We start from the raw sequence: 24,772 nt of genomic DNA, 5'->3' as shown, positions 1-24,772 counted from the left end.
CCGGGCGGCGGATCGAAGCAGGAGTAGCGTTACGATGGATATTCGCGTGTCCGGCCACCAGATCGATACCGGCAGTGCCCTTCAGGAGCATGCAGCCGACCGGCTCAATTCGATCATCGACAAATATTTCAGCCGCGCGCTTTCCTCACACGTCACGTTCGGCAAGGCGCCGACCAGTGCCTATACCAGTGACATCGTGATGCATGTGATGCACGGCCTGATCCTCAAGGCCCGTGGCGAAGCGCATGATGTTCATATCGCGTTCGACCAGGCGGCCGACAAGATCGACAAGCAGCTCCGCCGCTACAAGCGCCGGCTGAAGGACCGGCACGAGCAGATTGCCTTCGCCGCGCGCGAGGAAGATGCCGCCTATACGGTCTTCGCGCCCCTCGCCGAGGAAACGGAAGAAGTGGTCGAAAGCGATGCACCGCTGGTGATCGCGGAAACCCGGGTGGACATTCCCGAAGCCAGCGTCTCCGATGCCGTGATGATGCTGGACCTGCGGCACACCAACGCCCTGTTCTTCAAAAATGCTGGCACCGGGCGTCATAATATGGTCTACCGCCGCCACGACGGCTCGATCGGCTGGGTCGAACCGTCCTGAAGCGGGCACGCGAACGGCGTGCCAGGGCTCGCAGACCTCGGGCAACTCCCTGAATTTGACGGTGTTTCCGTCAGGCTTTTGGCGTTGCCCGGCTGCACCTTGCCTTAAAGTGGGTCGCAAGAAGCAGAGCTTTTGAAGAGTGATGACGTCGCTTTTTTCCATCCTGCCTGAATCGGTGGCCGTGATCAGGGCCGAAACGAAGCACGAAATTCTTGGCCGTCTGGCCGGGATTTTCGCCGCTTCCTATGATCTCGATCCGGCCGACGTGCTCGACCGGCTGGAAGAGCGTGAGAATCTCGGCAGCACGGGCTTCGGTCGTGGCGTAGCCATTCCGCATGCCCGTGTTCCCGGAATCAAACGCCCGGTGGCGGCCCTGCTCAAGCTGGAAGAACCGGTCGATTTCGCCGCGGCTGACGGCTTGCCGGTGGAACTCGTCTTCGGTCTGCTCTCGCCCGAGAATGCCGGGGTCACTCATCTCCACGCCCTCGCGGCCATTTCGCGCCTGGTACGCGATGAGCGCACGCATGAGGCGCTGATGGAAGCGGGCGGAGAAGAGGCGCTCTACGCTCTCCTCGCCAATGCGACCGACCGCGACGCTGCCTGACGCAGTGAGAGGCATGGCGCGGTGACGGGGCAGGAAGATCCGGGCGCCGCGCTGCATTATCGTGCGCTGGAAAATCTCTACGCTTCGGCGCCGATCAACGCGCTGTTTCCCTCACGCCTCGAGATAACCGGGCGCGGTACTTCGCGGATCGAGTTCGAAGTGGACGAACGGGTCTTTCACGCCGCGGGCGCGGCCCATGGCACGATCTATTTCAAGATGCTGGACGATGCCGCCTTCTATGCGGCGAACAGTCTGGTGTCCGACCGCTTCCTGCTGACCACTGGCTTCAACCTGCATTTCACTGCGCCGGTTCGTTCCGGCAAGGTGATTGCCCAAGGCCGCTGGATCAGCGGCAAGAGGCGCGTCTTCGTGGCGGAAGCCAATCTGATGGATGCGCAGGGGGAAGAGATCGGGCGCGGCACGGGCACTTTCATGCGATCGCGCATCGCTCTCTCGGGCTTGCCGGGCTACACGATCCCCTCGGAATGAGGTTTTCGGAAAGTTCCGCCGATGGATGACAGGATACCCGCTCACCTCGAAATTTCAGGCCTGATCCGCGCAGTCGATGCGGCCGGAGGCTTTGCGACGGTTATCGCAAAAGGTGAACGCGATGCGGGCACAATCCTTGTCATTTGTTGCGAGAGCGGGGCGAGGGGCAGAATTTACGAACGTATGCCGCAGCTGGACGGCACGCGGAAGTGGGTACTCACTCGCACTCAAAACGCTGAAAATCCTATGGAATTTTCGGATTATTACCAACGGCGCAAGCGGCAGGATGAGGATCTCTGGATTCTGGAACTGGACATCGCCAATGGTGAACGGTTCATCGGATTGCAGCCCTTCCAAGGTTGACTTCCCCGGTACTGGCCGTAAGGGCCCCGCGACCTAATGCGCAGGCGGTCAGACCGGCAAATCGGCCGGTGGGCTAGCACGCAGACGGGGAACGGCCGGCAGGCCAACGGTCGCAAGATCGGAACAGGTTCGTCGCTTTTGAACGAACCAAGGCCTGCGTCGGAGCGCGTTCACCGCCGATAAAAACAGGATTATGAGTCGCAAAACCCAGCTAGCCGCGGCCTTTGCCGTGGCGGCCATGATGGTCTTTACGATTTCAGGCGCCGCAGCATCCGGTGCCTTCGCACAAGACCCCGAGACCAAGGAAATGGCCCGGGGAGAGGCTGATACGGAAGCGGCCGCAGCGCCGCTGGCACAGGCCGAGGCTGCCAATGCAGGCGCGGTCCGTTTCGTTTCCCAGGAAGTTGTGCAGCCCCTGCCCACGGATAAGCCCGTGGCGGCAGGTGATACCGATTCTCTTGAAGAACTGGTGGCCGCACTCCCTGCCGCAGGCGACATGTCCAGAGACATGCAGTGCCTTGCAGGCGCAATCTATTTCGAAGCGCGCGGCGAACCGCTGGTCGGTCAGCTGGCTGTGGGCCAGGTGATCGTCAATCGCGCCGAATCCGGCAAGTTCCCCGAAAGCTATTGCGGCGTGGTCTACCAGCCCTCGCAATTCTCCTTCGTGCGCAACGGCCGGATGCCTTCGATCCGCACATCTTCCGCAGCCTGGCACAATGCCAAGGCGATCGCGCGGATCGTGCATGAAGGCCTGTGGGACAGCCCGGTGGACGATGCGCTCTATTTCCATGCCGCATCGGTGAAGCCCAACTGGCGCCGCGCCCGCATCGCACGGGTCGACAGCCACATCTTCTATCGCTGATCCCGTCAGCCGACCGGCCGGATTCCGGCAGGATATTGAAAGCCCCTCCCTTCGTGGAGGGGCTTTTCGCTTGGGGAAGGCTCAGTCTCGCAATTCGACCCAGACGGGCGCGTGATCGCTGGCCTTTTCCCGCCCGCGATATTCCTTGTCCACGCCCGCCGCCGTCAGGCGGTCTGCGCATGCCGGCGAGAGCAGCAGGTGATCGATGCGGAAGCCATGGTCCTTCTGCCAGGCGCCGGCTTGATAGTCCCAATAGGTCCACACCCCGCCCCGCGGGTTGAGCGTGTCGAGCGCATCCGTCCAGCCATCGTGGAGTAGGCGAAAATAGGCATCGCGCGATTCCGGCTGGGTCAGGGCGTCATCCGCCATGGCCTTGACCGAGAACGTGTCTTTGTCCTGGGGGATGACGTTGAAATCGCCCAGAACCACGGCAGGGATTTCTGCCGCACGCAGTTCCGTCATCCGGGCACGCAGCCGCTTCATCCAGGCGAGCTTGTAATCGAATTTCGGGCCAGGCTGCGGATTGCCGTTGGGCAGATAGAGATTGCAGACCCGCACGCCGCCAATATCGGCTTCGATATAGCGGGACTGCTCATCTTCCGGATCGCCGCCCAACCCGCGCTGGATTTCGACTGGCTCCACCCCGTCGGACAGGATCGCCACGCCATTGAAACCCTTCTGGCCGTGCCAGATCGCCTTGTAGCCGATCTTCTCGAACTCGGCCGCGGGGAAGGCATCGTCCTGGCACTTGATTTCCTGAAGTGCGGCCACGGTCGGCCGGCGTTCCTCAAGCCATTCGAGCAGGCGAGGCAGGCGGGCCTTGATGCCGTTGATGTTGAAGCTGGCGATCCGCACGCGTCAGATGGCGAAGCTGGAGCCGCAGCCGCAGCCGGAAGCGGCGTTGGGATTTTCGACGCGGAAGGCCGCGCCGCCCAGCGATTCGACGAAATCGACGGTGGCGCCCGCCACAAGGTCCAGGCTTACCGGATCGACCAGTAGCTTCACCCCATCAGTCTCGCTAATGGAATCGTCCGCTTCCTGCCCTTCTGCCAGATCGAACTTGTACTGGAAGCCGGAACAGCCGCCGCCTTCCACCGAAAGACGCAGAATAGCGGGTTTCGCCTGACGCTGGGCGATCCATGCCACGCGCTTGGCAGCGGCGGGAGTGAGGGTGAGCATTTGAGCCATGGCCCCGATGTAGGGAACCGGGGCGTCCGGCTCAAGCCATGCGGATATATTCGCGCATCTGCTCTGCTTCGGCTTCGACCAGCTCGATCCGGTGCTTCACCAGATCGCCGATGGAAACGAAGCCATGCACTCTCTGCCCCTGCATCACCGGCAAGTGGCGGATACGGCGCCGGGTCATCAGCGCCAGTGCCTCAAGTACGTCGGTTTCCGGGTCCACCGTGATGGCAGGCGTAGTCATCACTTCGCCCACGCGGCGCTCCAGCACGCCTGAACCTTCGCCCGCGATGGAATAGAGCAGATCGCGTTCCGAGAAGATTCCCGCGATCACGCCATTGTCATAGACGGGCATTGCACCGATCCTGTGCCTTGCCAGAAGCCGTGCAGCCTCTTCCACCGTGGCGCTCACTTCGCAGCTGACAACGCTGTGTTCGCGCCCTTCGATAATCCTCCCGATCGTCATCATCACTCTCCCGCGCTTTTGTTGCGTCTCGCAGGTCTCCCTTGGTTCGCCCTATCTACGGGATAACCCGGTGACATCATGCCATAAGAAGGCGAGTCTTCCCAAATCGCGCACGAATGATGGCACCGACCGATTGCCAATGGCCGAATCGCAAGGCATCACGCGCCTCATGAATCGTCCCTCCCCTCTCGACGATCCCGAGACCGCGGCCCATGCGTGGGCGCGTTTTCGCCGGATCATGCGCTTCATGATGCTGGCCACGGTGCTGGTGGTGATCCTGGCGCTGGCCGCGCTTTACGCGAAGAACGGCATGGTCTCGATCCATCTCTACATCGCCACTGCGGCTGGGATCAGCTTCACCATGCTGCTGGGTTCGGCGCTGATGGGGTTGGTGTTCCTTTCCAACGGCACCGGCCATGACAAGGCAGTGAGCGACCACCCGAAAGAGGATCGCAAGCGCCCGCGCTGAATGCGCGCGCGTCAGCGAGTGGGATAAAGGCGGAAATCCTCCACCGGCACGCCGCCGATCAGATGTTCCTGAATGATCCGCTCCAGCACGTCCTCGGTGCAGGAATGGTACCAGACGCCGTCCGGCCAGACGACTGCGACAGGCCCGGCCTCGCAAATCTGAAGGCAGTCCGCCTTGGTGCGCTGAACCCGACCCTTGGGTCCTGCCAGGCCCAGTTCGCGCAGGCGCCGCTTGAGGAAATTCCACGCAGCCTCGCCCGTCGCACGGTCACAGCATTTGCCCTTTTCGGACATGGCGCAGATGAAGATGTGTCGCTCGATCCCGGCGCCGCCGATGAGGTCCAGCGCCTTTCTGGCCCGCTCAATGCTGTCCAGGGCCATGCGGGGCTGCCGTCAGCCCCGCTTGCCGGCGATTCGCGCGATTTCCGCCGCGACGAGCTTCTCGACCATGGCGGGCAGGTTCTTGTCGAGCCAATCGGCCAGCATCGGGCGAAGCATTTCGCGCACCATGCCTTCCAGCGAGGTTTCGCCCGAACGGACGATCTGCGGCGGTGCGCCCGGCTCGGCGAGCATGGCGAGGGCTGCAAGCGATTCGCGCATCGAAGCCCGCGATTCTTCCGCGATCAGGCCCGAATCCTCGTCAGCCTCGTCGATCGAGTGCAGCACGGCCTCAGTGCTGAGTTCGAGCACGTCTTCCACCGTGCGAGCCGCGGAAATCCCCCGATTCTCACGACGACGATGTTCTTCCTGCGCGGTCTCGCGATTGTCGCGCGCGATCACTTTTTTGATCGATGCGAGGATTTCCTCGACCGACGGTTCGCTCTCATGCCGCATGGTTTCAAAGCCCCCAAAGCTCTTACTATTTAGGAACTTCGCCGTCCTGCGTCGGCGTGTCAACGGTTCGCGTCGATTGCGCGACCGGATCGGGGTCGAAAGCCCAGTCCCAGATCTTGCTCTTCACCCGGTCATAATTGACCTGCGGATCGTAAAGCACACCCTCGTCGCCCAACCCCAGATCGCGCGCTTCGGCACGCCCCATGGCGGCCAGCAGGGTGAAGCCGGCGACATAGGCATTGCGCCGTGCCGTCACCAACTGGACCCGCGCGCTGAGCAATTCCTGCTCGGCGTTGAGGATTTCAAGGATCGTGCGATTGCCCACCGTGTTTTCGGCGCGCACGCCCTCAAGGCTCAGTTCCGCAGCGCTGACGGCGGTCTGGGTGGAAGCAATGATGGAGTTGGCCGCTTCAAGGCTCGAAAAGGCGGCGCGGACCTGCGAGATCACGCTGCGTTCGGTGCCGATTTCCTGCTCCAGTGCCGCAGCGGACCGGGCCTGGGCCTGGCGTTCCTGCGCGGCGGGACGGCCGCCCTGGAACAGCGGTATAGTGGCGCGCACGCCTGCCGATGCACCCGTGGCGCCGGTGGCATTGGTTACGCTGCCCAGAGGATCGCTATATGTGCCGGTAGTGAATACTTCCAGCTTGGGCAGGCGGCCGGCGCTGGCCACGTCGATATCGTATTTCGCCGCGTTCGAGCGTTCCTTGGCGGCGAGCAGGTCCGGATTGCTATCCAGCGCGGCCGAGACTGCTTCTTCCGGCGTCGCGGGCAGGCCAGGCAGAGGCGGCGGCGGCTGGAGGTTTTCGGGCTGTTTGCCCACCAGCTGGATATAACGTTCCCGCGCCGAGGCGAGATTGGCCCGCGCGCTGCGCAGGTCGCCCTGCGCAAGGGCAAGACGCGATTCGGATTGCGCAACGTCAGTGCGGGTGAGGTCGCCGATCTCGAACCGGTCGCGGGTCGCCTGCAGGTTGACCGTCAGAACATCGACATTGTTGGCCGACAGCCCGACCACTGCCTCGTTCAGGATCACGTCCATATAGGCGGTCACTGTCTGGCTGAACACGCTGCTTTCGGTAGCGCGCAGGTCCAGCTGTCCGGCCTTCACGCGGGTTTCGGCCGCGCTGATCGAATTGCGCACCGAACCGCCGGAATAGACCGGAACCGAAAGCGAGATCGATCCGCCAAGGGTCCGGTCCGCGAACAGGTTGGTCGGATCGGGCGTCGTTTCCTTGAGCTGTTCGGTATAGGTGGCCGAGCCGCTGACCGAAGGCAGGCCACTGGCGCGATTGATCGGCACGTTCTCATCGGTGGCACGCTGATTTGCGCGGGCCGCCTGCAGCGTGGGGTTCGTCTGGTAGGCGCCCAGCAGGGCATCCTTCAGCGTGTCGGCCAGCACCGGCGTCGGCGCCAGCAGCGCAGCCGTACCGGCCAGCAGGGCCAGCCTCGTTCCCCCCGCGGGCATGATCAGAAGCTCCAGCTCTTGGGCACCGCGAATTCGGGAAGCACCGGAATGCCGATTTCTGCGAGCGGAATCAGCGAAACCTCGCCCGCGATCTTGCGGCCCGAGGCAAGGCGCGTAAGCCCGCGCACCACCAGCCCGGAAACGACCCGGCCATTGTCGGCGAGGCGCTTGGCCAGCGCGTCGGGCAGCTCGCCGATCGCACCATCGATCACCAGCAGGGTGATGTCGCCCTTCTTGCGCGATGCTGCCGCGGCATCTTCCGGCGTCGCGACTTCGAGCGAAGCGACAAGCGGGCGCAGCAATTCGGCCAGGTAGCCACTGCCGCCATCCACCAGCAGCACGCTGTCATCGGCAGCGGGGGCGGATTCTTCCAGCATCATGCCATGGACGAGCGGCGCGGCCAGGAAACGGCCGTTCCCCAGCGGCACGGCGCGGTCCATGTAGGCGATGGCGCGCATGGCTGCCGGCACGAATTCCTCGCGTGCGACAGCGCCCATGCGCTCGCGCACGATATCGGTGTTGACCCCGCTCACGCGCAGCTGGCTGTCCACCATTGCCTTGCGGGCTGCAGCATATCCGGCATCGGCCGGCCGATCTTTCACGATTGTCATTCCCGAACCCTTCATACGGGCTGTATTGTACCTCTAACACGCCCGCGCAATCTGCTCCGCTTTAGGCGGAACGACGCCGCCAGCCAAGCGCTTTGACGGTAAAGCGCGTGGGCGATAAGGGGGCGGGCATTCGACAGGCAGGAGGCTACGCTCGATGAGCGACATGGTTACGATCCGCGAAGAAGACCTCATCGAAAGCGTGGCCGACGCGCTGCAATATATCTCGTATTTCCATCCGATGGATTACATCCGCGCGCTGGGCGATGCCTATGAGGCGGAACAGGGCCCGGCGGCCAAGGATGCGATTGCGCAGATCCTCACCAACAGCCGCATGTGCGCCGAAGGGCACCGGCCGATCTGCCAGGACACCGGTATCGTCAACGTCTTCATCGAATGGGGCCAGGACTGCCGGCTTGAATCGCGCCGCTCGCTGCAGGACGTGGTCGATGAAGGCGTGCGCCGCGCCTATCTCCACCCGGAAAACAAGCTGCGCGCTTCGGTTCTGGCCGATCCGGCCTTCACCCGCCGCAACACGCGCGACAACACGCCCTGCGTGCTGAGCGTGGAGATGGTGCCGGGCAGCAAGGTTTCGGTCGATGTCGCGGCCAAGGGTGGCGGCAGCGAGAACAAGTCCAAGTTCAAGATGATGAACCCCAGCGACAATATCGTGGACTGGGTGCTGGAAATGATTCCACAGATGGGTGCCGGCTGGTGCCCGCCGGGCATGCTGGGCATCGGCATCGGCGGCACGGCGGAACATTGCGTCAAGCTCGCCAAGCAGAGCCTGATGGAACCGATCGACATGGCTCAGCTCAAGGAGCGGGGGCCGCAGAACGATATCGAGGCGCTGCGGATCGAGATCTTCGACCAGGTGAACGCGCTGGGCATCGGCGCGCAGGGCCTGGGCGGCCTTGCCACGATTCTCGACGTCAAGATTCTCGACTGGCCCTGCCATGCCGCAGGCAAGCCGGTTGCGATGATCCCCAATTGCGCCGCAACCCGCCATGCGCATTTCACGCTGGACGGATCGGGCCCTTCCTTCCTCGAGGCGCCGAACCTCGACGAATGGCCCAAGGTCGACTGGCAGCCCGACAGTGCCGCGATCCGCGTCAATCTCGACGAGTTGACGCCCGAAATGGTGCAGGGCTGGAAGCAGGGCGACCGCCTGCTGCTCAACGGCAAGATGCTCACTGGCCGCGATGCCGCTCACAAGCGCATTCAGGACATGCTGGCCAGGGGCGAGGAACTGCCGGTCGAGTTCAAGGGCCGCGTGATCTATTATGTCGGCCCGGTCGATCCGGTGGGCGAGGAAATCGTCGGCCCTGCCGGCCCCACTACCGCCACCCGCATGGACAAGTTCACGCGCATGATGCTCGAACAGGGCCTTTTGGCCATGGTCGGCAAGGCAGAGCGGGGCCCGATGGCGGTCGACGCGATCCGCGATCACAAGAGCGCTTATCTGATGGCTGTGGGCGGCGCAGCCTATCTGGTCGCCCGCGCGATCAAGGGCAGCAAGGTCGTCGGCTTCGAAGATCTCGGCATGGAAGCGATCTACGAATTCGAGGTGAAGGACTTCCCGGTCACTGTCGCCGTCGATAGCGAGGGCAACAACGTTCACCAGCTCGCTCCGCTGGTGTGGCGGGAGAAGATCGCCAGGGAAAAGCTGCTCGCCTGAGACACCGGAGGCACGGCTGGTCCGATCCGCTCGACATTCGTCGGGCGGAATCGGGTGCTGGTGGTTCGACCAAGGGCTGACCCGTGCCGATTGCCGGGCTGGCCATCGGGCAGGCCTTGCGGCTATCCCGGTTGTGCATGCAGGAACCCGCACTCGATCTCGCGCGTCCGCGCGTACCGGTAAGCACTGTCCTGGCCTCCATTGTGGGGCTGTGGGCGTGCTATTTCGTGCTCACCACGATCCGGGCGGAGCTTCTCGATCTCGGCTTCGAGTTCGAACTGCTGTGGCGCCGCGCAGTCGTGGCGCTGATCGGCGTGGCGGTGACCTTCGCCATGTGGCTGATCCTGCGCCAGTTCGATCACAGGCCCCTATGGGTGAAGGTCGCTGCCGCCCTGGTCATTTCGGCCCCGGTCTCGATCGTGCTCGCCCAGGCGAATCGGCTCGTCTTTTCCGACCTTGAAACCCAAATCGCCAAGAGCTTCGGCGAAAAGCAGGGCTTCAAGGTTCGCCGCGACGAGAGCGGCAATCTGCTGGTCGATATTCCCGTGACGTCTTCCCCCGCACCGCGGGCCACGCCGACGGGCGAGGAGACCGATGGCGGTTCCGCCACGCTGGAGGAATTGCCGCAGGCGATCACTATCAATACGCCCTCCCCGCAGGATACCGGGCTGCCCGAGATCGCGCTTGGCCGATATTTTCTCATGCTGGCATGGTGCGCGCTCTATCTCGCTCTTGTCGCGGGTGAGCAGGCGCGCACGGCGGAGCGGCGCGAAGGGGCGTTTCGCCGGGCGGCGAAGGCAGCGGAACTACGCTCGCTGCGTTATCAGGTGAACCCGCATTTCCTGTTCAACACGCTCAATTCGCTGTCCGCGCTGGTCCTTACTGGTCGCAATCAGCAAGCCGAGCGGATGATCCAGATGATCTCCACCTTCTATCGCAGCAGCCTGGCGGACGATCCGACGTCGGACGTGCCGCTGCGCGATGAATTCGGCCTGCAGCGGCTTTATCTCGATATCGAGGCTGTGCGTTTTCCTGACCGGCTGGTGGCCGTCTATCAATTGCCCCCCGAACTCGAAGGGGCGAAGGTGCCGGGCATGATCCTGCAGCCGCTGGTGGAAAATTCGGTGAAGCATGCCGTTGCGCCTTCGGCCGGAAAGGTCACCATCACCCTTTCTGCGCGGGAGGAATATGGAAGGCTGGTCATCACCGTATCAGATGATGGCAAGGGCAAGCGCGCGGCGGGCCCTGCACAGCCGGCGGATGGTTATGGAATTGGCCTGCAGAATGTGCGTGAGCGGCTCGAGGCGCGGTTCGGCGAACAGGCCAGCATCGTTTCCGGACCGACCGGATCGGGTTATGCAACCCATATCCGGATTCCCCTTCTGACTCACAGGACTGCCGATGCCTGACGACAGCCCCGCCCCGATGCGCACCCTGATCGTGGATGACGAACCGCTCGCGGTGGAGCGGATGCAGGTGATCTGTGCCGAACTGCGGGACCTTGCGGTGATCGGCACCGCGAGCGACGGCGGCGCGGCCCTGCGGCTGGTGGATGCGCTCTCGCCCGATCTGTTGCTGCTGGATATGACCATGCCGGAAATGGACGGGCTGCAGGTCGCCCGCGCACTTGCTGGGCGTGAGGTGCGTCCTGCCGTGATCTTCGTTACCGCGCATGATCATTTCGCCGTGGAAGCCTTCGATCTTGATGCGGTGGATTACGTCCTCAAGCCGGTCACTCCGGAGCGGTTGGAACGTGCGATCGGCCGAGCTGTTGCCCGCCGGGGCACCGTGGGCAGCGTCGCGAGCGAGTGGCTCACCGAATTCTGGGTGCCGCACCGGTCCGAACTGATCCGTATCGAGGCCGCACAGGTCGAACGGATCGATGCGGAGCGCGATTATGTGCGGCTGCATGTGGGGGAAAGCAGCTATCTGCTGCTGCAGACTATTGCCGGGCTTGAAGCGCGGCTCAACCCCGCGGAATTTATCCGCATCCACCGGTCCTGCATCCTGCGCCGGGATTCGATCCGCGGCCTCAGGCACGAAGGGCTGGGCGTGTGGTCGGTCGAGGTCGATGACGGGGAGGCGCTGCGCATCGGGCGCACCTATCTGTCCCGTGTGAAGGCCATGGCCGGCCGCTGATCGGGCGGAACTGCAGCACACAAGCGCCCGATGGGGATCGCCGGCCATGGCAGGTGTCCCGCCGGTATCTTGGGACTGGGTTGGACCCGGCGGGACTCTCCAACCGGTCAGCTGCCGGCGGTTTCCTTCTTGGTGATGCTAGCGACGCGCTTTTCGATCTGCTTGCGCGCATCTTTCACGCAGGCCTTCGCCTCACGCGTGGGAAGCATGCTGCCGACCTGTTTTTCGTTCAGGCCGCACACGTCCCTGGCGGCCTTTTCGATCCGCAGGTCGAGTTCCTTCTGGCCTTCCTTGGTGGTCAGATCGAGATCGTTGTAAGTAACTGCAGCCGTTTCGGCGAGCGCCGGCTGGGCCGCGACCAGGCCGGCAATCACAGCGGCCAGTGCGAAAACAGGGGCTTTCATTTCCTCATTCCTCCATCTGGCGGTGGCCGCGGAATTCGCCGGGCCATCGCTCGCAAACAGGGATAGGGCAGGCCTTTTTCGTCCGCATGCGCACTTCGACGGCGACGCAAAGTCGCCCGACGAGCGAGTCCCTCATGGACGAAGTGCGCGAACCGGCGGACGAACAGCGTTTGGCAATCGACGAAATTGCGGCCATCCTCCCGGTCAATGGCGATTCTTTTCACCTTCCTGTTCGGCATCGGCAATTTCGCGCTGCACAAGGCAGTGCTTGAAAGCCGCCATCCGGTGATCGGGATGCTGCCGCGGTTTCTGGTGCGCTCGGGCGGAAAGGCCAGTCTCGCTGCGGAGTTCCTGGTGCTGCTCGCCGTCATGCTGCTGGTGGCCAATGGCCAGACCGGGTGGAGCTGGGGCTATTTCGCCTATACCGCTTCCAATGCCGTGGCCGCCTGGCTGATCCTCTCGAACCGCTGGTAATCTTTCCCCTATGACGAAGTCCCTATCGATCTGGCTGGTCACCAATGCGGCCAGCGGCAGCAACGGGAAGGACAAGCTCGCGGCTCTGGACAAAGCAGCTGAGGGGGCGGGCGTCGTCTTTTCCCGGACGATCCATTTCCCGGAGGACGATCTTCCCACGGCTGCCGAGCTTGATGGTGCGGGCATCAAGCTCGTCGCGGTCTATGCCGGCGATGGCACGGTCAACGCGTTGGTTACGTCCCTTTACGGCTGGAGCGGCGCCGTACTCGTGCTGCCGGGCGGGACAAAGAACCTCCTGTTTCATCGGCTGCACGGTCAGCGGGATGTGAGTGAAGTGCTTGCCGCCATGGCGCGCGGTATGGCGCGGATTGTGCGGCCGGGCGTCGTCCGCTGTCCGCAGGGCGATGGCCTCGCCGGGCTGATGGCCGGGCCGGGCACGGCCTGGTACGATGTGCGCGAAGCCATGCGGAAGGCGGATCTCGCCGCCGTCGCAAGCGGTACCGCCCAGGCGATCGAAGCCTCTGTCGCGGCCCCGATGATTGCCTGTGTCGATCCCAAGCTCGGTCGGCCCGAAGGCTACCCGCTGATCATGCTGACCCCGCGCGAGAATGGTTTTGCGGTCGATGCCTATTATGCGGAGACAGTGCAGGATTACCTCGTCCAGGGACTGGCCTTGCTCCGCCGTGAATTTCGCGATGGGCCGAGCGAATTGCTGGGCGTGGTCACGGAACTGGAGCTGGCCTGCGTCGCGGGCGATCCGCTCGGCCTGCTGATCGACGGCGAGAAGGCCGATTGCGGACCGCGCGTGTGTTTCACGCTGGTCCCCTGCGAAGTCGATCTGCTAGCTACCGAGCCGTAATGACGATCGCTGCCAGACTATTCCATTTGAGCGACATCCATTTCGGAGTGGAGGATCGCGGCGCGCTTGCCTGGTTCGAGGAAGCAGTGCTGCGCGAAAAGCCCGACGCGGTGATCTGCACGGGCGATCTTACCCAGCGCGCGAAGAAGAGCGAATATGCTGCCGCCGCCCAGTGGTTCGCCCGTCTGGGTGTTCCGGCGGTGATCGAGCCGGGCAATCACGACATGCCCTATTTCAATCCGGTCGAACGCTTCCGCACGCCCTTTCGCCGTTTCGGCCGACTGGCAGGCATGGTCGGCAGCGAACTGGAGCTGGACCATGTCGCAGTTGTCACCCTGCGCACCACGGTGAGTGCGCAATGGCGCTGGCCGTGGTCCGACGGGGTCGTGCGCGGGCGCGCCCTGGAAGAGGCTTTGCAGGAGCTGACGCGCCTGAAGGGCGATCACCGCTTCAAGATCGTGGCGTGCCACCATCCCTTGTCCGGTCCGTCGCTTGTGGGGCATAATCCCACGGTGCGGGGTCATTCGGCACTGCGGGCTCTGGTGGATGCCGGGGCGGATGCGATCCTTTCAGGCCATGTCCACGATGCCTTCGACATCACGCATGAGGTTGCCGGGCGCAAGATCCGCATGATTGGCAGCGGCACCATGTCGGAACGGCTGCGGGGCACGCCGCCTTCCTACAATGTGCTGCATTTCGATCTCGTCCACGGCCTCTCGGTGGAAAATCGGCAGTTCGGCTGATCCGGCCCTGCGGTTGATCCCGGTCAAGGCACCTGACTGCGGCCTGTGCGAGATGCGAGTATCGATATTTGCGGCCCCGGAGGACGGCATGCTCAGACTCGCGATGATCCTGCATTTGGTGATCGGCTCCACCCTGATGGGGGTGGGCGTGATCGCCGTTCTGGTCATGGGAATGACTGAACCCAGGCCGATCTTGCTGGCTGCCCTGGCCGGTTTCTTGATCGCCTTTCCGGTCAGCTGGATGGTGGCCCGCGCGATTACGCGGCAGACCGGCACGAGTTGAACTTGCAACGAAAAAGGGCGGCCTGTTGCCAGGCCGCCCCTTCGTAACGGGTTTCCCCGAAAAGCTTAGCGCTTCGAGAACTGGAAGCTGCGGCGTGCCTTGGCGCGGCCGTACTTCTTGCGTTCCACCACGCGGCTGTCGCGGGTGAGGAAGCCGGCAGCCTTCACGGCACTGCGCAGGGCCGGTTCGAACTTCGCCAGAGCCTGGCTGATCCCGTGCTTCACGGCACCGGCCTGACCCGAAAGACCGCCGCCCTTGACGGTGGCGATCACGTCATACTGCCCTTCGCGTTCCGAAATCTGGAACGGCTGGTTGATGACGAGGCGCAGCGTCGGACGTGCGAAATAGACTTCCTGATCGCGGCCGTTGACGGTGACCTTGCCAGTGCCCGGCTTCAGCCACACGCGGGCCACGGCGTCCTTGCGGCGGCCGGTGGCATAGGCGCGGCCCAGCGAGTCCACTTCCTGCTCGCGCAGGGGGGCGGTGCTGGCGTGAGTGACTTCGGCAACGCCCGCAGCAGCAGCGGCAGCGTCGGCGGCAGGAGCTTCGCCGGTGATCGACTTCAGATCGGCGAGATCCGTGACGGTGTTGGTTTCGTCGGCCATTAGGAGGTAGCCTTGTTCTTGCGGTTCATCGAAGCGACGTCGAGCGCCACCGGCTGGGTGCCCCCATGCGGATGTTCGGTACCGGCATAGAGGTGCAGCGCACGCATCTGCGCACGGCCCAGCGGGCCACGCGGAATCATGCGTTCCACGGCCTTTTCGAGCACGCGCTCGGGGAAACGGCCGCCCAGCACCTTGGCGGGGCTGGTTTCCTTGATGCCGCCCGGGTGACCGGTGTGCTTGTAGTAACGCTTGTCCTGCAGCTTGTTGCCGGTGAAGCGCACCTTGTCCGCGTTGATGACGACGACATGGTCGCCGCAATCGACATGCGGGGTGAAGCTCGGCTTGTGCTTGCCGCGCAGGATATTGGCGATGATCACCGCGAGGCGGCCGACCACCAGGCCGTCGGCATCGATCAGATGCCAGTTCTTTTCCACCTCGGCCGGCTTGATCGACCGGGTGGTCTTGCTGAGCGCCTTCATGGGCCTGAATTTCCTTATCGTCTGTCCATCACCGGGTGCAGACTTGCATTTGAAATACAAGCGCGTGCCCGCGAATGGCGGGGCCTTTGTGCGGAAATGGGCCGCAAGTCAAGCAAAACGGGGGGTTTTGGAGGAGGTAAAATAATACCGTTCAGGTGTCCGCGCCCGCAAGACCGGCCAGCCAACCGGCGGTTGCGGTACCGCAGCGGTCCGCCTCCCACCCGACGATGGCGGGGGCATCATAGGGATGAATCTCTTCCAGCCGCGCGATTGCCCGGGCGAGCAAGCCCGCTTCGGTCTTGAACAGCACGCCGCATTCGCGCGAATCGCCCCGCTCGCCCAGCCACTGGTAAAGCGAACGCACGGCGGGCATGAGGTTCGCGCAGGCGATCAGCCCTTCGTCGAGCAGGATAGTGGCCGCAGCGGCGGCGTCTTCCTCGCTGGCGAAGGGGCTCCAGATCAGGGCGGCCTTCGCGCTCATCGGATTCAGATCCGCCGGCCCGCCGAATGGGCACCCCAGGCCGTCGCTGCCACCAGCAGTGCGCCGACCAGCTGGTGTAGCACGGCGATCCACAGGGAAACCCCCGTCATCACAGTGGCGATGCCGAGAATGACCTGCGTGCCGAAGGCCGAATGGATCGCGACGGAGGCCGGCCTGTCACCCGCGCGGCGGCATATGCGCGCCAGCACGATCAGGAATGCCACGGCAACCCAGGCCCACCAGCGGTGGATGAAGTGGAGCAGGAACGGCTCGTGCGTGAAGGCCCAGAAGGCGCCCTTCGACCAGTCGACTTCCGGAAACAGCCGCCCCTGCATCAGCGGCCAGCTATCCGAAGCGAGCCCGGCATTGAGACCGGCCACCCAGGCGCCCAGCAGCAATTGCACGAACAGCACGGCACTCGTCACCGCGCCGATCCCGGTCAGCCGCGCAGGTCGCGCGCCGGGCGACTTCGCCAAATCCCGAAGGTCCAGCGCGGTCCACACCAGCCCGGCCAATGTAACGAGGGCGGTGAGCAGGTGGATGGACAGCCAGAAATGGCTGACATCGGTGACCTTCGCATTGAGGCCCGAACTGACCATGAACCAGCCGAACACGCCCTGCAGCCCGCCCAGCGCAAGCAGCGCGACGAGGCGCGACTTGTAGCCGGCGGGGATCGCCCGGCGCAGCCAGAACCACGCCAGCGGCGCGGCAAAGGCCAGGCCGATCACGCGCCCCAGCAGGCGATGGAACCATTCCCAGAAATAGATGAACTTGTAATCGGCCAGCGTCATGCCCGCCGGGCCGTTGATCTGCAGATATTCGCCGATTTTCCGATAGCCGTCGAACTCGGCCTGCCACTGTGCCTCGGTAAGCGGCGGCAAGGTGCCTGTCACCGGCTTCCATTCGGTGATCGAAAGGCCGGATTCGGTCAGGCGGGTGATACCGCCCACCATCACCATCAGGACGACTAGGAAGGCAACGAACAGCAGCCAGCGGGCAAGGGCCAGAGGGCGAACAGTGCCGCCAACAGCCGCCTTGGGGCCGGACTCAACGGGCATCGCATTATCCATGCGCCGCCCTCTGCGCCGCATGGTGGCAAAGCGCAAGGGCGGAGCGTCCTCCCTCTATTTCGGACCGAGGCGCCAAAGGCCTTGCGCAATGATACATCGTTACATACATGGGCGCCCATGCCGACGCCGACGAATCGCAGCCGCCTTGATCGGGCTGGAATGCTCCTTTCGGGGCTCTGTGCCCTGCATTGCGTTTCCGGCATCGTGCTCGTCGCCGTGCTGGGCATGGGTGGCGGCATTCTGCTCGATCCTGTCATCCACCGCGTCGGCCTTGCCATTGCCGCACTGATCGCGGCCGTTGCCATCGGCATCGGTGCCCTGCGTCATCGCCGTGCCCTGCCCTTCGTGGTGGCAATGACCGGCCTGTCCTTCATGGGCGGCGCGCTTGCCGTGCCCCATGGCATGGAAGAGGCGGTGCTGACCATCATCGGCGTCAGCCTGGTCGCGATCGCGCATTTCCTGAACCTGCGCCACAAACACTGAGGCTGCCTCGCCTTTCAGCCAATCGGTCGGACAGGCGAGTCAAACTCGCCCAGTTCGCCCCTCGCCTGAAAATCCTCACTTAGCCCTGTAACCTTGCCCCCTCAGGCGCTATCTGGCCCGGCATGGCTGACCAGATTTCCCTTACCGTCAATGGCGAAGCCCGGCGCAGCGCCGCCGCGACCATCGCCGAACTTGTTGCCGAACTGGGCCTCAAGCCCGAAAAGGTCGCGGTGGAGCGCAATGGCGCGATCGCGCCGCGTTCTGCCCATGGCGAAACGCCGCTGACCGATGGCGATGTGCTGGAGATCGTGCATTTCGTCGGTGGAGGCGATCATGCTGCCGATACGTGGACTGTGGCGGGGCACACCTTCCGCTCACGCCTGATCGTGGGGACCGGCAAGTACAAGGACTTTGCTCAGAACGCTGCGGCGGTGGAGGCTTCGGGGGCGGAAATCGTCACTGTGGCAGTGCGGCGCGTCAATGTATCGGACCCTACGGCCCCGATGCTGACCGACTATATCGATCCGAAGAAGATCACTTACCTGCCTAATACCGCTGGTTGCTTTACGGCGGACGAGGCAATCCGCACTCTGCGTCTGGCGCGCGAGGCGGGCGGCTGGGAACTGGTGAAGCTGGAAGTGCTGGGCGAGGCTCGCACCCTTTATCCCGACATGCGCGAAACGCTTAAGGCAACTGAGATTCTGGCCGCCGAAGGCTTCAAGCCGATGGTCTATTGCACCGACGATCCGATCGCGGCCAAGCAGCTGGAATCGGCCGGCGCGGTGGCAGTGATGCCGCTCGGCGCCCCCATCGGTTCGGGTCTCGGCATTCAGAACCGGGTGACGATCCGCCTGATCGTGGAAGGCGCCAGCGTGCCGGTGCTGGTCGATGCAGGTGTGGGGACGGCTTCCGACGCTGCCGTGGCGATGGAACTAGGCTGCGATGGTGTGCTGATGAACACTGCCATTGCCGAAGCGAAAGACCCGCTGCGCATGGCCCGTGCAATGAAGCTGGCGGTCGAGGCCGGGCGCGATGCCTATCTCGCCGGCCGCATGGGCACCCGCAAATATGCCGATCCTTCCAGCCCGCTGGCGGGGCTGATCTAGGCGGCGTGGAAATTCTCCTGACCGATCGTCCGCTATAGGCGAGCCGCTTTTCCGCGCGGCGTGGCCAGAAGAGGGTGGCTAGCGGACATTGCGCATACCAACCGACCTCGCATATCGTTAGCGCATGGTTGATCTCGCGTTCGAACCGTGCGGCGGCTTGCAGGGCCTCCCTTTGGGCTCATCCAAAGAGACCGTCCGCGCATTCTTTGGAAATGGCCACCAGCTTTTCAAACGCTCGCACGAGAGTAATCCGGCTGACTATTGGCCGGTTACTGGCGTCTTCGCGTATTACGATGACGCACATCTGCTGGAAGCCCTCGAGTTTTCAGGCCCCAGTGATCCGAAATTGAACGGAGTATCGTTCATGATGGTCGCGATGGCCGAAGCCATTGAACGCTTGCGTTTGCTCGATCCCGAACTGAGCATTGAACCCGGCAGCGCAACCTCGCGAAATCTCGGAATAAGCATCTGGTCTCCAACAGATGAGCTTTGCCAGTCGGTGATGTCCGTCATCACTTTTGGGCCGGGATATTACGACTAGGTCGAACAGCTGACTTTGTCGTCGTCTCCGGAAAGGCCGCTCCCGGCGCCCCTCAAATTATCCACAAGCGGTTTACCGGATACTAACCATGGAGCGCGCATGTCCGGTTCCACAGGCCAATCAGGACGGGCCTGGGGGACAAGGACATGCACGACGCCCAATCGCTGACGATTGCGGAATTGCGCGAATTCGCCAGCTTCGCGCCCTCTGAACAGCGCTATATCAAGCGCAGCCTCGATGTGGGGCTGGGCCGCGCCGATGCATCCAAGCTGTGGGCGCGCGATGCGGAAGAACTGGCTTCGATCCGCTGCCAATATCTCGCCTATCAGGACCTGAAGGGCCTCAAGGGCATCACGCCTGACGAGATGTCGCTCGACGGGATCGAGGATTACATGGGCAAGCTGCTGCGCGTCACGGCCTTCGATCTGGCGCAGGAGCGGCTGAACGGCTTTTCCGCCTATCGTTTCCTCTACGAGCGCCTGCTGGGTGCCGATGTGCGCCCCTGGCTGCCCGCGGCCTTCTGTGGGGCCTCTGCCCTGCCCCAGCTGCGGCCCGAACGGCGCAAGCTGCTGCTGCAGTCGCTCAGTGAAGCTGCGGCGACAGCTCCAGGCTGGTCGGCCCGCGCGCCGATCTTCTATCCCGAATTCGTCGAAGCCGAAGCGGCCTGAGCAGGATTAGACCCGGATGAGCGCGCAGGATTTCGACCAGCTTTCCCCCCACGATGTTGCCCGTGCCGAAGTCGAGGCGTGGCGGGCCGAATGTCTGGACCTGTTCGCGCAGGGCGAGATCCTGATCGGCACTTTGCTCGAACTGGCACGCGAGGCACGCTATCGCGTCAATCTCTATCCCGTTGCCACACAGCGCACGCTGGAGGCTTCGCGTCTGGTGGACATGCTCGGGGCCGATACGGAAGCCAAGGATGCCGGGCCGGTGCTGGCCGCATGGCAGAGCCTTGAATCGCGGCGCGACCTGCTCGCTTCCGGCGTGGCCACCGAAACGGTGGACCGGATGGGCAATTGGTATGTGCTGTTCGACATGATTTCCTATCGCGGTAACGGCGCGGTGCGTGGCCGTTGGGCCGTGAGCCGCAACGAGGCAGAGGCGTTCCTGCAGGAGCTGGAACATTCCTACATCATCCTCAAAAGCCAGCTTGGCGCGATCCGCCTGGAATTGGGCAACCGCTTCGCAGCATGAGCCGCCTTCCCGCCGGGTCGCTATCGAAGGGTAGCATTTCTGCTCGCCTGTGGGGTGACAGGACGAAAGCGTCCGACTAGACACCGCGCATGCAACAGGATCCCAACGCGCCCCTCCGCCCGCTGCCTCTCCTGATCTTCGGTTCCCGCTGGCTGCAGCTTCCGCTCTATCTGGGGCTGATCGTCGCGCAGTGCGTCTATGTCTATCTGTTCCTCAAGGAACTGTGGCACCTCATCACGCATGCTGCCGGTTTCAGCGAGCAGGAGATCATGCTCGTCGTGCTGGGCCTGATCGATGTGGTGATGATCTCCAACCTGCTGATCATGGTGATCGTGGGCGGTTACGAAACCTTCGTGTCGCGCCTTGGCCTGCAAGGCCATCGCGACCAGCCCGAATGGCTCAGCCATGTGAATGCCGGCATCCTCAAGGTGAAGCTGGCAATGGCGATCATCGGCATTTCCTCGATCCACCTGCTGCGTACTTTCATCGAGGCGAGCGCGATCGGCACGCCGAGCGCGCGGCTGACCGAGACGGGCGTGATGTGGCAGACGATCATCCACGGGATGTTCATCGTCTCGGCCATCGGCATCGCCTATGTCGACCGGATGACCCAGCACAAGCACTGACCGCGCCCTAACCCTGTCAGGCTTCACGCCTTGTAGAGCGCGTCCAGCCGCTCGCCGTAGCGGGCCTTTATCATGTGGCGGCGAATCTTGAGGCTGGGGGTCATCTCCCCATTCTCGATGGCGAAGGCTTCATCCGCGAAGGCGAATTGTCGCACCTTCTCCACTATGGAGATGTCCTTGTTCACCCGGTCTACCGCGGCGCGGATCGCGCTCTTGAAAGCTGGCAGTTCCTGCAGCGCGTCCATGTCGAACTTCTCGCCATTGGTGCGCGCCCATTCCAGTGCCCATTCTGCATCGGGCACGATCAGCCCGACGATGTAGGGCCGCTTGTCGCCCACCACCATCGCCTGCGCGATTTCGGGCTGGAGCGTCAACATCCCCTCGATCTTCTGGGGCGCGACATTGTCGCCCTTGTCGTTGACGATCATGTCCTTCTTGCGGTCGGTGATGACGATGCGGCCCTTGTCATCCAGATGGCCGATATCGCCCGTATGCAGCCAGATCGCGCCGGTAGGGTCGATGGAATTGGGTTGCAGCGCCCGCGCCGTTTCCGCCGGGTTCTGCCAATAGCCCTGCATCACCAGTTCGCCGCGCACCAGGATTTCGCCATCCTCGGCGATCCGGACTTCCACGCCTTTCATCGGCGGGCCGACCGTGTCCATCTTCAGCCCGACCTTGGGCCGGTTGCAGCTGACCACCGGGGCGGATTCGGTCTGGCCATAGCCTTGCAGCATGGTCAGGCCCATGGATTCGAAGAAGGTGCCGACATCGGGATTGAGCGGCGCGCCGCCCGATACCAGCGCCTTGATCCTTCCGCCGAAGCGATCGCAGATTTTCGGGCGCAGCGTCTTTTCCAGCAACAGGTTCATCGGCAGATCGCGCAGCCGCCTGCGCCCGGCGAAGGACAGTTCCCCGATGCGCAAGGCCCGGTCCATCAGGAAGTTGGCGACCCTTCCCTGCTTTTCCACCTGCTTCATGATGCGGGTGCGCAGCACTTCGAACAGGCGGGGAACCACCACCATGATAGTGGGGCGCACTTCCTCGATATTGCTGGCCAGCTTGTCGAGCCCTTCGGCGTAATAGATCTGCGCGCCCAGCCCGATGGGCAGGAACTGCCCGCCCGTATGTTCATAGGCGTGAGAGAGCGGCAGGAAGGAGAGGAACACTTCCTCGTCCCAGCCGAAATCCTCCACCAGCAGGTCGGCCGCGCCGTCGATATTGCACAGGATCGCCCCATGGGAAAGCATCACCCCGCGCGGCGCGCCGCCCGTGCCGCTGGTGTAGATGATGCAGGCAGTCACATCGCGTCCGATCTTGGCGATGCGTTCCTCCACGGCCTTGCGTGCGGCATCGGCATCGCCTGCCAGCATCTCGTCCCAGCCATGGAAATCGAAGGTGCCGGACTGGTGACGATGGAGATTTTCGATCCCGATCACATGTTCGGCAACGCCCGATGTCATCACGGCCGGAAGCAGGGGCTTGGCCAGCTTCTCGTTGGAAACGATCACCACCCGTGCGCCGGAATTGTCCAGCACATGCTGATGGTCGCGCTCCGTATTGGTGGTGTAGGCGGGCACGGTGATGCAGCCGGCGGCCATGATCGCCAGATCCGCGATGCACCATTCGGGCCGGTTTTCGGAGACGAGTGCCACTCGGTCCCCTTCCCTGAGGCCCAGCTTGCGCAGGTTCTCGGCCAGCAGGCAGACCGACCGGGCCACTTCGTTCCAGCTTTGCGAATGCCAGCTGCCGCCGTTCTTGGCCCACAGGAAGGGACGGTCGCCAAGCTCGTCGGCACGCTGCAGGAACAGCGTGACCAGATTATTGGCCGATCCGAAATCGGTAAGCTTCATCGGCAATCCCCTCGCGCCCCATCACCCTCCAAGGGCCCTTTTCCCAAGATGTAAGCCGGGTTTCGGCAGGCGACAAGCACGCAGACGGGGCCGTTATTCGCTGACCGAGGCCCCCGCGCTGCGCGGGTCGGCCGCACCGCGCCAGCCGGCACTGCTGCGCTCTGCTGCATTGGCCTTGAGCGGCAGTGCGCGCGCCACGATGGCCTTGTGGCCCAAAGCCTCCAGCGCGGGCTTCATCCCTTCCAGGGCAGTGCCCGGTTCGATGAACAGCGTATCGCCGGGGGAATAAAGCATCGGCAGGGCAATCGCCTCCTGCGCCGAAAGGTCCCAGTCGATCCAGCCGATCAGTGCCTTGGCCACTTGCACCGGAATGGTCGGCCCGCCAGCCGCGCCGATTGCCAGCACCAGATTACCGTCTGCGTCATAGACCAGCGAAGGCGCCATGGAACTGCGCGGACGCTTGCCCGGTTGCACGCGGTTTGCCACGGGCAGCCCGTCCTTTTCTGGCGAGAAGCTGAAATCGGTCAGCTCGTTATTGAGGTAATATCCGCCCACCATCAGGCCCGAACCGAAAGAGCCTTCGATAGTCGAGGTATAGCTCACCGCATTGCCCCAGCGGTCCACGGCCACGAAATGCGACGTGCCATGCTCTTCGGGTTCGTCGCCATCGGCCCAGCTCAATTTCGCGCCGTCTGCCGGCGGCGTGCCTGCACTGACGGTTGCCATGGTGCTGTCGGGCGAGATCAGCGCGCCGCGGCCCGTGAGATAGGCATCGCTCACCAACCCCTTCACTGGCACGGGCACGAAATCGTCGTCGCCCAGATAGAGTTCGCGGTCCGCGAAGGCGAGGCGCTGGGATTCCGCGAACAGGTGCCAGGCGACAGGCGAATCCTTGCCCAGCGCATGCAGATCGAACCGTTCAAGCTGCTTCAGGATCGCCAGCACCGTGGTCGCGCCCGAGGAAGGCGGGCCCATGCCGCAGATGCGATAAGTGCGATAGCTGCCGCAAACCGGGGTGCGGTCACGCGCGGCGTAATTCTCGATATCGCCGGTCACCATGCCGCGCGCATGCGGGGTTTCGGCCGCGACGTGAACCGCGATGGCGAGGGCATTGTCGCCGATATAAAATGCGTCGGGGCCTTCCTTGGCCAGCTTTTCCAGCGTTGCGGCCAAAGCGGGATTCTTCACCAGCGTGCCCACGGGCAGCGGCTCACCCGTTTCGTCATAGAACAGGGCCTGCCCTTCCGCCTCGGCGGCGGCGCGGTTTTTCGCGTTGACCAGGAATTCGTGCAGCCGTTCATTGATGACGAAGCCGTCGCGCGCCAGGGCAATGGCGGGCTCGAACAGCGCCTTCCAGGCGAGCTTGCCGTGGCGTTCATGTGCCTTGGCGGCCAGCCGGACATTGCCCGGCACACCAACGCTGAGGCCCGACATCACGGCGTCCATGAAGGGGCGCGGCTTGCCTTCACTGTCGAGAAACCAGTCCGGCCCAGCCGCCACTGGCGCGGTTTCCCGCCCGTCCAGCGTTTCGAGGCCGCCCGTCGCATCGCCGAGCACCATGAAGCCACCGCCGCCGATGCCTGAGCTTTGCGGTTCGACCACGGTCAGGGCCAGCATGGTGGCGATGGCGGCATCGGTGGCACTGCCGCCTTTGCGCAGTATCTGCGCCCCCGCCTCGGCCGCGCGCGGATCGGCCGCGCTGACCAGTCCCGGCGCTTGCGGGGCGGGTGTGCTGGCCAGTGCCGCACCGCCATCGCCGGTGCAGGCCCACAGGGCAAAGGGAAGAAGGGCGGCTGCGGTAAAGCGTTTCAGCAT

General features: G+C 63.7%; 33 protein-coding genes. 19 read left to right on the top strand and 14 right to left on the bottom strand.

Annotated features, from left to right (window positions below; genetic code table 11):
• The first annotated feature begins 34 nt into the window (after window positions 1–34).
• The 5 genes from hpf to WFP36_RS06960 all read left to right on the top strand — a co-directional run bounded on the left by hpf (window position 35) and on the right by WFP36_RS06960 (window position 2,922).
• A complete protein-coding gene (hpf, locus tag WFP36_RS06980) occupies window positions 35–604 on the top strand; it encodes a ribosome hibernation-promoting factor, HPF/YfiA family (RefSeq protein ID WP_336979131.1) in 570 nt (189 codons plus the stop codon).
• Between the two features lie 142 nt (window positions 605–746).
• Window positions 747–1,208 (top strand): PTS sugar transporter subunit IIA, encoded by a 462-nt coding sequence (locus WFP36_RS06975; protein WP_336979129.1) that lies wholly within the window; start codon window positions 747–749, stop codon window positions 1,206–1,208.
• Between the two features lie 21 nt (window positions 1,209–1,229).
• Complete coding sequence (locus tag WFP36_RS06970) at window positions 1,230–1,697, top strand: PaaI family thioesterase (RefSeq protein WP_336979127.1); 468 nt, start codon at window positions 1,230–1,232, stop codon at window positions 1,695–1,697.
• A 21-nt stretch (window positions 1,698–1,718) separates the two neighbouring features.
• Entirely contained in the window at window positions 1,719–2,060 is a 342-nt protein-coding gene (locus tag WFP36_RS06965) for a DUF1491 family protein (RefSeq protein ID WP_336979126.1), read from the top strand.
• 193 nt (window positions 2,061–2,253) lie between these two features.
• The gene (locus WFP36_RS06960; protein ID WP_336979124.1) at window positions 2,254–2,922 is read left to right on the top strand and encodes a cell wall hydrolase; all 669 of its coding nucleotides are present in this window, start codon (window positions 2,254–2,256) and stop codon (window positions 2,920–2,922) included.
• Window positions 2,923–3,003: 81 nt separating this feature from the next.
• Here the strand turns inward: WFP36_RS06960 and xth are convergent, their stop codons facing one another.
• From xth to WFP36_RS06945, 3 genes are read right to left on the bottom strand one after another with little or no spacing between them, the layout of a single operon-like run.
• Entirely contained in the window at window positions 3,004–3,777 is a 774-nt protein-coding gene (gene xth, locus WFP36_RS06955) for an exodeoxyribonuclease III (RefSeq protein ID WP_336979122.1), read from the bottom strand.
• 3 nt (window positions 3,778–3,780) lie between these two features.
• Window positions 3,781–4,110 (bottom strand): iron-sulfur cluster insertion protein ErpA, encoded by a 330-nt coding sequence (gene erpA, locus WFP36_RS06950; RefSeq protein WP_336979120.1) that lies wholly within the window; start codon window positions 4,108–4,110, stop codon window positions 3,781–3,783.
• Between the two features lie 31 nt (window positions 4,111–4,141).
• The gene (locus tag WFP36_RS06945) at window positions 4,142–4,570 is read right to left on the bottom strand and encodes a CBS domain-containing protein (RefSeq protein WP_336979118.1); all 429 of its coding nucleotides are present in this window, start codon (window positions 4,568–4,570) and stop codon (window positions 4,142–4,144) included.
• A gap of 169 nt (window positions 4,571–4,739) precedes the next feature.
• Between WFP36_RS06945 and WFP36_RS06940 the strand changes: the two genes are divergently transcribed.
• Window positions 4,740–5,039 (top strand): hypothetical protein, encoded by a 300-nt coding sequence (locus WFP36_RS06940; RefSeq protein WP_336979116.1) that lies wholly within the window; start codon window positions 4,740–4,742, stop codon window positions 5,037–5,039.
• Between the two features lie 11 nt (window positions 5,040–5,050).
• Here the strand turns inward: WFP36_RS06940 and WFP36_RS06935 are convergent, their stop codons facing one another.
• The 4 genes from WFP36_RS06935 to WFP36_RS06920 are packed head-to-tail and all read right to left on the bottom strand — an operon-like array spanning window position 5,051 to window position 7,945.
• Window positions 5,051–5,419, bottom strand: a complete 369-nt coding sequence (locus WFP36_RS06935; protein ID WP_336979115.1) for a (2Fe-2S) ferredoxin domain-containing protein — start codon at window positions 5,417–5,419, stop codon at window positions 5,051–5,053.
• A 12-nt stretch (window positions 5,420–5,431) separates the two neighbouring features.
• Window positions 5,432–5,872 (bottom strand): DUF2497 domain-containing protein, encoded by a 441-nt coding sequence (locus tag WFP36_RS06930; protein ID WP_336979113.1) that lies wholly within the window; start codon window positions 5,870–5,872, stop codon window positions 5,432–5,434.
• Between the two features lie 25 nt (window positions 5,873–5,897).
• Window positions 5,898–7,334 (bottom strand): TolC family outer membrane protein, encoded by a 1,437-nt coding sequence (locus WFP36_RS06925; RefSeq protein WP_336979111.1) that lies wholly within the window; start codon window positions 7,332–7,334, stop codon window positions 5,898–5,900.
• A 2-nt stretch (window positions 7,335–7,336) separates the two neighbouring features.
• A complete protein-coding gene (locus tag WFP36_RS06920) occupies window positions 7,337–7,945 on the bottom strand; it encodes a protein-L-isoaspartate O-methyltransferase family protein (protein ID WP_336979110.1) in 609 nt (202 codons plus the stop codon).
• Between the two features lie 154 nt (window positions 7,946–8,099).
• Between WFP36_RS06920 and WFP36_RS06915 the strand changes: the two genes are divergently transcribed.
• The 3 genes from WFP36_RS06915 to WFP36_RS06905 all read left to right on the top strand — a co-directional run bounded on the left by WFP36_RS06915 (window position 8,100) and on the right by WFP36_RS06905 (window position 11,759).
• On the top strand, window positions 8,100–9,620 hold the full coding sequence (locus tag WFP36_RS06915; protein ID WP_336979108.1) for a fumarate hydratase: 1,521 nt from the start codon (window positions 8,100–8,102) through the stop codon (window positions 9,618–9,620).
• A 137-nt stretch (window positions 9,621–9,757) separates the two neighbouring features.
• Window positions 9,758–11,029 (top strand): sensor histidine kinase, encoded by a 1,272-nt coding sequence (locus WFP36_RS06910; protein ID WP_336979106.1) that lies wholly within the window; start codon window positions 9,758–9,760, stop codon window positions 11,027–11,029.
• Window positions 11,022–11,759, top strand: coding sequence for a LytR/AlgR family response regulator transcription factor (locus WFP36_RS06905; RefSeq protein ID WP_336979104.1), 738 nt, complete (start codon window positions 11,022–11,024; stop codon window positions 11,757–11,759). Before WFP36_RS06910 ends, WFP36_RS06905 begins: the two co-directional genes overlap by 8 nt.
• 107 nt (window positions 11,760–11,866) lie before the next feature.
• Here WFP36_RS06905 and WFP36_RS06900 read toward each other — a convergent pair whose 3' ends face one another.
• On the bottom strand, window positions 11,867–12,163 hold the full coding sequence (locus WFP36_RS06900; protein ID WP_336979103.1) for a UrcA family protein: 297 nt from the start codon (window positions 12,161–12,163) through the stop codon (window positions 11,867–11,869).
• Window positions 12,164–12,370: 207 nt separating this feature from the next.
• On the opposite strand from WFP36_RS06900, the gene WFP36_RS06895 reads away from it, so the two are divergent.
• From WFP36_RS06895 to WFP36_RS06880, 4 genes are all read left to right on the top strand, one after another.
• Window positions 12,371–12,637, top strand: a complete 267-nt coding sequence (locus WFP36_RS06895; RefSeq protein WP_336979101.1) for a hypothetical protein — start codon at window positions 12,371–12,373, stop codon at window positions 12,635–12,637.
• A 10-nt stretch (window positions 12,638–12,647) separates the two neighbouring features.
• Window positions 12,648–13,496, top strand: coding sequence for a diacylglycerol kinase family protein (locus WFP36_RS06890; RefSeq protein WP_336979100.1), 849 nt, complete (start codon window positions 12,648–12,650; stop codon window positions 13,494–13,496).
• On the top strand, window positions 13,496–14,239 hold the full coding sequence (locus WFP36_RS06885) for a metallophosphoesterase family protein (RefSeq protein WP_336979098.1): 744 nt from the start codon (window positions 13,496–13,498) through the stop codon (window positions 14,237–14,239). Before WFP36_RS06890 ends, WFP36_RS06885 begins: the two co-directional genes overlap by 1 nt.
• Window positions 14,240–14,342: 103 nt before the next feature.
• Window positions 14,343–14,522 carry a hypothetical protein gene (locus tag WFP36_RS06880; protein WP_336979096.1) on the top strand — a complete coding sequence of 60 codons (180 nt, stop codon included), beginning with the start codon at window positions 14,343–14,345 and terminating at the stop codon, window positions 14,520–14,522.
• Between the two features lie 65 nt (window positions 14,523–14,587).
• On the opposite strand, the gene rpsI is transcribed toward WFP36_RS06880, so the two are convergent.
• The 4 genes from rpsI to WFP36_RS06860 form a co-directional block, all read right to left on the bottom strand.
• The gene (gene rpsI, locus WFP36_RS06875; protein WP_336979094.1) at window positions 14,588–15,127 is read right to left on the bottom strand and encodes a 30S ribosomal protein S9; all 540 of its coding nucleotides are present in this window, start codon (window positions 15,125–15,127) and stop codon (window positions 14,588–14,590) included.
• Window positions 15,127–15,606 (bottom strand): 50S ribosomal protein L13, encoded by a 480-nt coding sequence (gene rplM / locus WFP36_RS06870; RefSeq protein ID WP_336979092.1) that lies wholly within the window; start codon window positions 15,604–15,606, stop codon window positions 15,127–15,129. The genes rpsI and rplM overlap by 1 nt, the downstream gene beginning before the upstream one ends.
• Before the next feature lie 151 nt (window positions 15,607–15,757).
• Entirely contained in the window at window positions 15,758–16,087 is a 330-nt protein-coding gene (cutA, locus tag WFP36_RS06865; RefSeq protein WP_336979090.1) for a divalent-cation tolerance protein CutA, read from the bottom strand.
• 5 nt (window positions 16,088–16,092) lie between these two features.
• Window positions 16,093–17,157, bottom strand: a complete 1,065-nt coding sequence (locus WFP36_RS06860) for a COX15/CtaA family protein (protein WP_336979088.1) — start codon at window positions 17,155–17,157, stop codon at window positions 16,093–16,095.
• 159 nt (window positions 17,158–17,316) lie between these two features.
• Here WFP36_RS06860 and WFP36_RS06855 point away from each other — a divergent pair, with 159 nt between their 5' ends.
• The 6 genes from WFP36_RS06855 (at window position 17,317) to WFP36_RS06830 (ending at window position 21,107) form a co-directional block, all read left to right on the top strand.
• On the top strand, window positions 17,317–17,640 hold the full coding sequence (locus WFP36_RS06855; RefSeq protein ID WP_336979086.1) for a MerC domain-containing protein: 324 nt from the start codon (window positions 17,317–17,319) through the stop codon (window positions 17,638–17,640).
• 122 nt (window positions 17,641–17,762) lie between these two features.
• Entirely contained in the window at window positions 17,763–18,746 is a 984-nt protein-coding gene (thiS, locus tag WFP36_RS06850; RefSeq protein WP_336979085.1) for a sulfur carrier protein ThiS, read from the top strand.
• A 124-nt stretch (window positions 18,747–18,870) separates the two neighbouring features.
• Window positions 18,871–19,287 carry a hypothetical protein gene (locus WFP36_RS06845; protein WP_336979083.1) on the top strand — a complete coding sequence of 139 codons (417 nt, stop codon included), beginning with the start codon at window positions 18,871–18,873 and terminating at the stop codon, window positions 19,285–19,287.
• 146 nt (window positions 19,288–19,433) lie between these two features.
• A complete protein-coding gene (locus WFP36_RS06840; protein ID WP_336979081.1) occupies window positions 19,434–19,955 on the top strand; it encodes a hypothetical protein in 522 nt (173 codons plus the stop codon).
• 16 nt (window positions 19,956–19,971) lie between these two features.
• Window positions 19,972–20,481 (top strand): hypothetical protein, encoded by a 510-nt coding sequence (locus tag WFP36_RS06835; protein WP_336979080.1) that lies wholly within the window; start codon window positions 19,972–19,974, stop codon window positions 20,479–20,481.
• Between the two features lie 89 nt (window positions 20,482–20,570).
• Complete coding sequence (locus tag WFP36_RS06830) at window positions 20,571–21,107, top strand: TIGR00645 family protein (RefSeq protein ID WP_336979078.1); 537 nt, start codon at window positions 20,571–20,573, stop codon at window positions 21,105–21,107.
• A gap of 23 nt (window positions 21,108–21,130) precedes the next feature.
• Here WFP36_RS06830 and WFP36_RS06825 read toward each other — a convergent pair whose 3' ends face one another.
• Entirely contained in the window at window positions 21,131–22,957 is a 1,827-nt protein-coding gene (locus WFP36_RS06825) for an AMP-dependent synthetase/ligase (protein WP_336979076.1), read from the bottom strand.
• Window positions 22,958–23,050: 93 nt separating this feature from the next.
• Window positions 23,051–24,772, bottom strand: coding sequence for a gamma-glutamyltransferase (gene ggt / locus WFP36_RS06820; RefSeq protein WP_336979074.1), 1,722 nt, complete (start codon window positions 24,770–24,772; stop codon window positions 23,051–23,053).

This window comes from Fulverythrobacter fulvus (assembly GCF_037154085.1).
Classification (GTDB): Bacteria; Pseudomonadota; Alphaproteobacteria; order Sphingomonadales; family Sphingomonadaceae; genus Andeanibacterium; species Andeanibacterium fulvum.
This window is presented reverse-complemented; position numbering and strand designations above follow the sequence as displayed.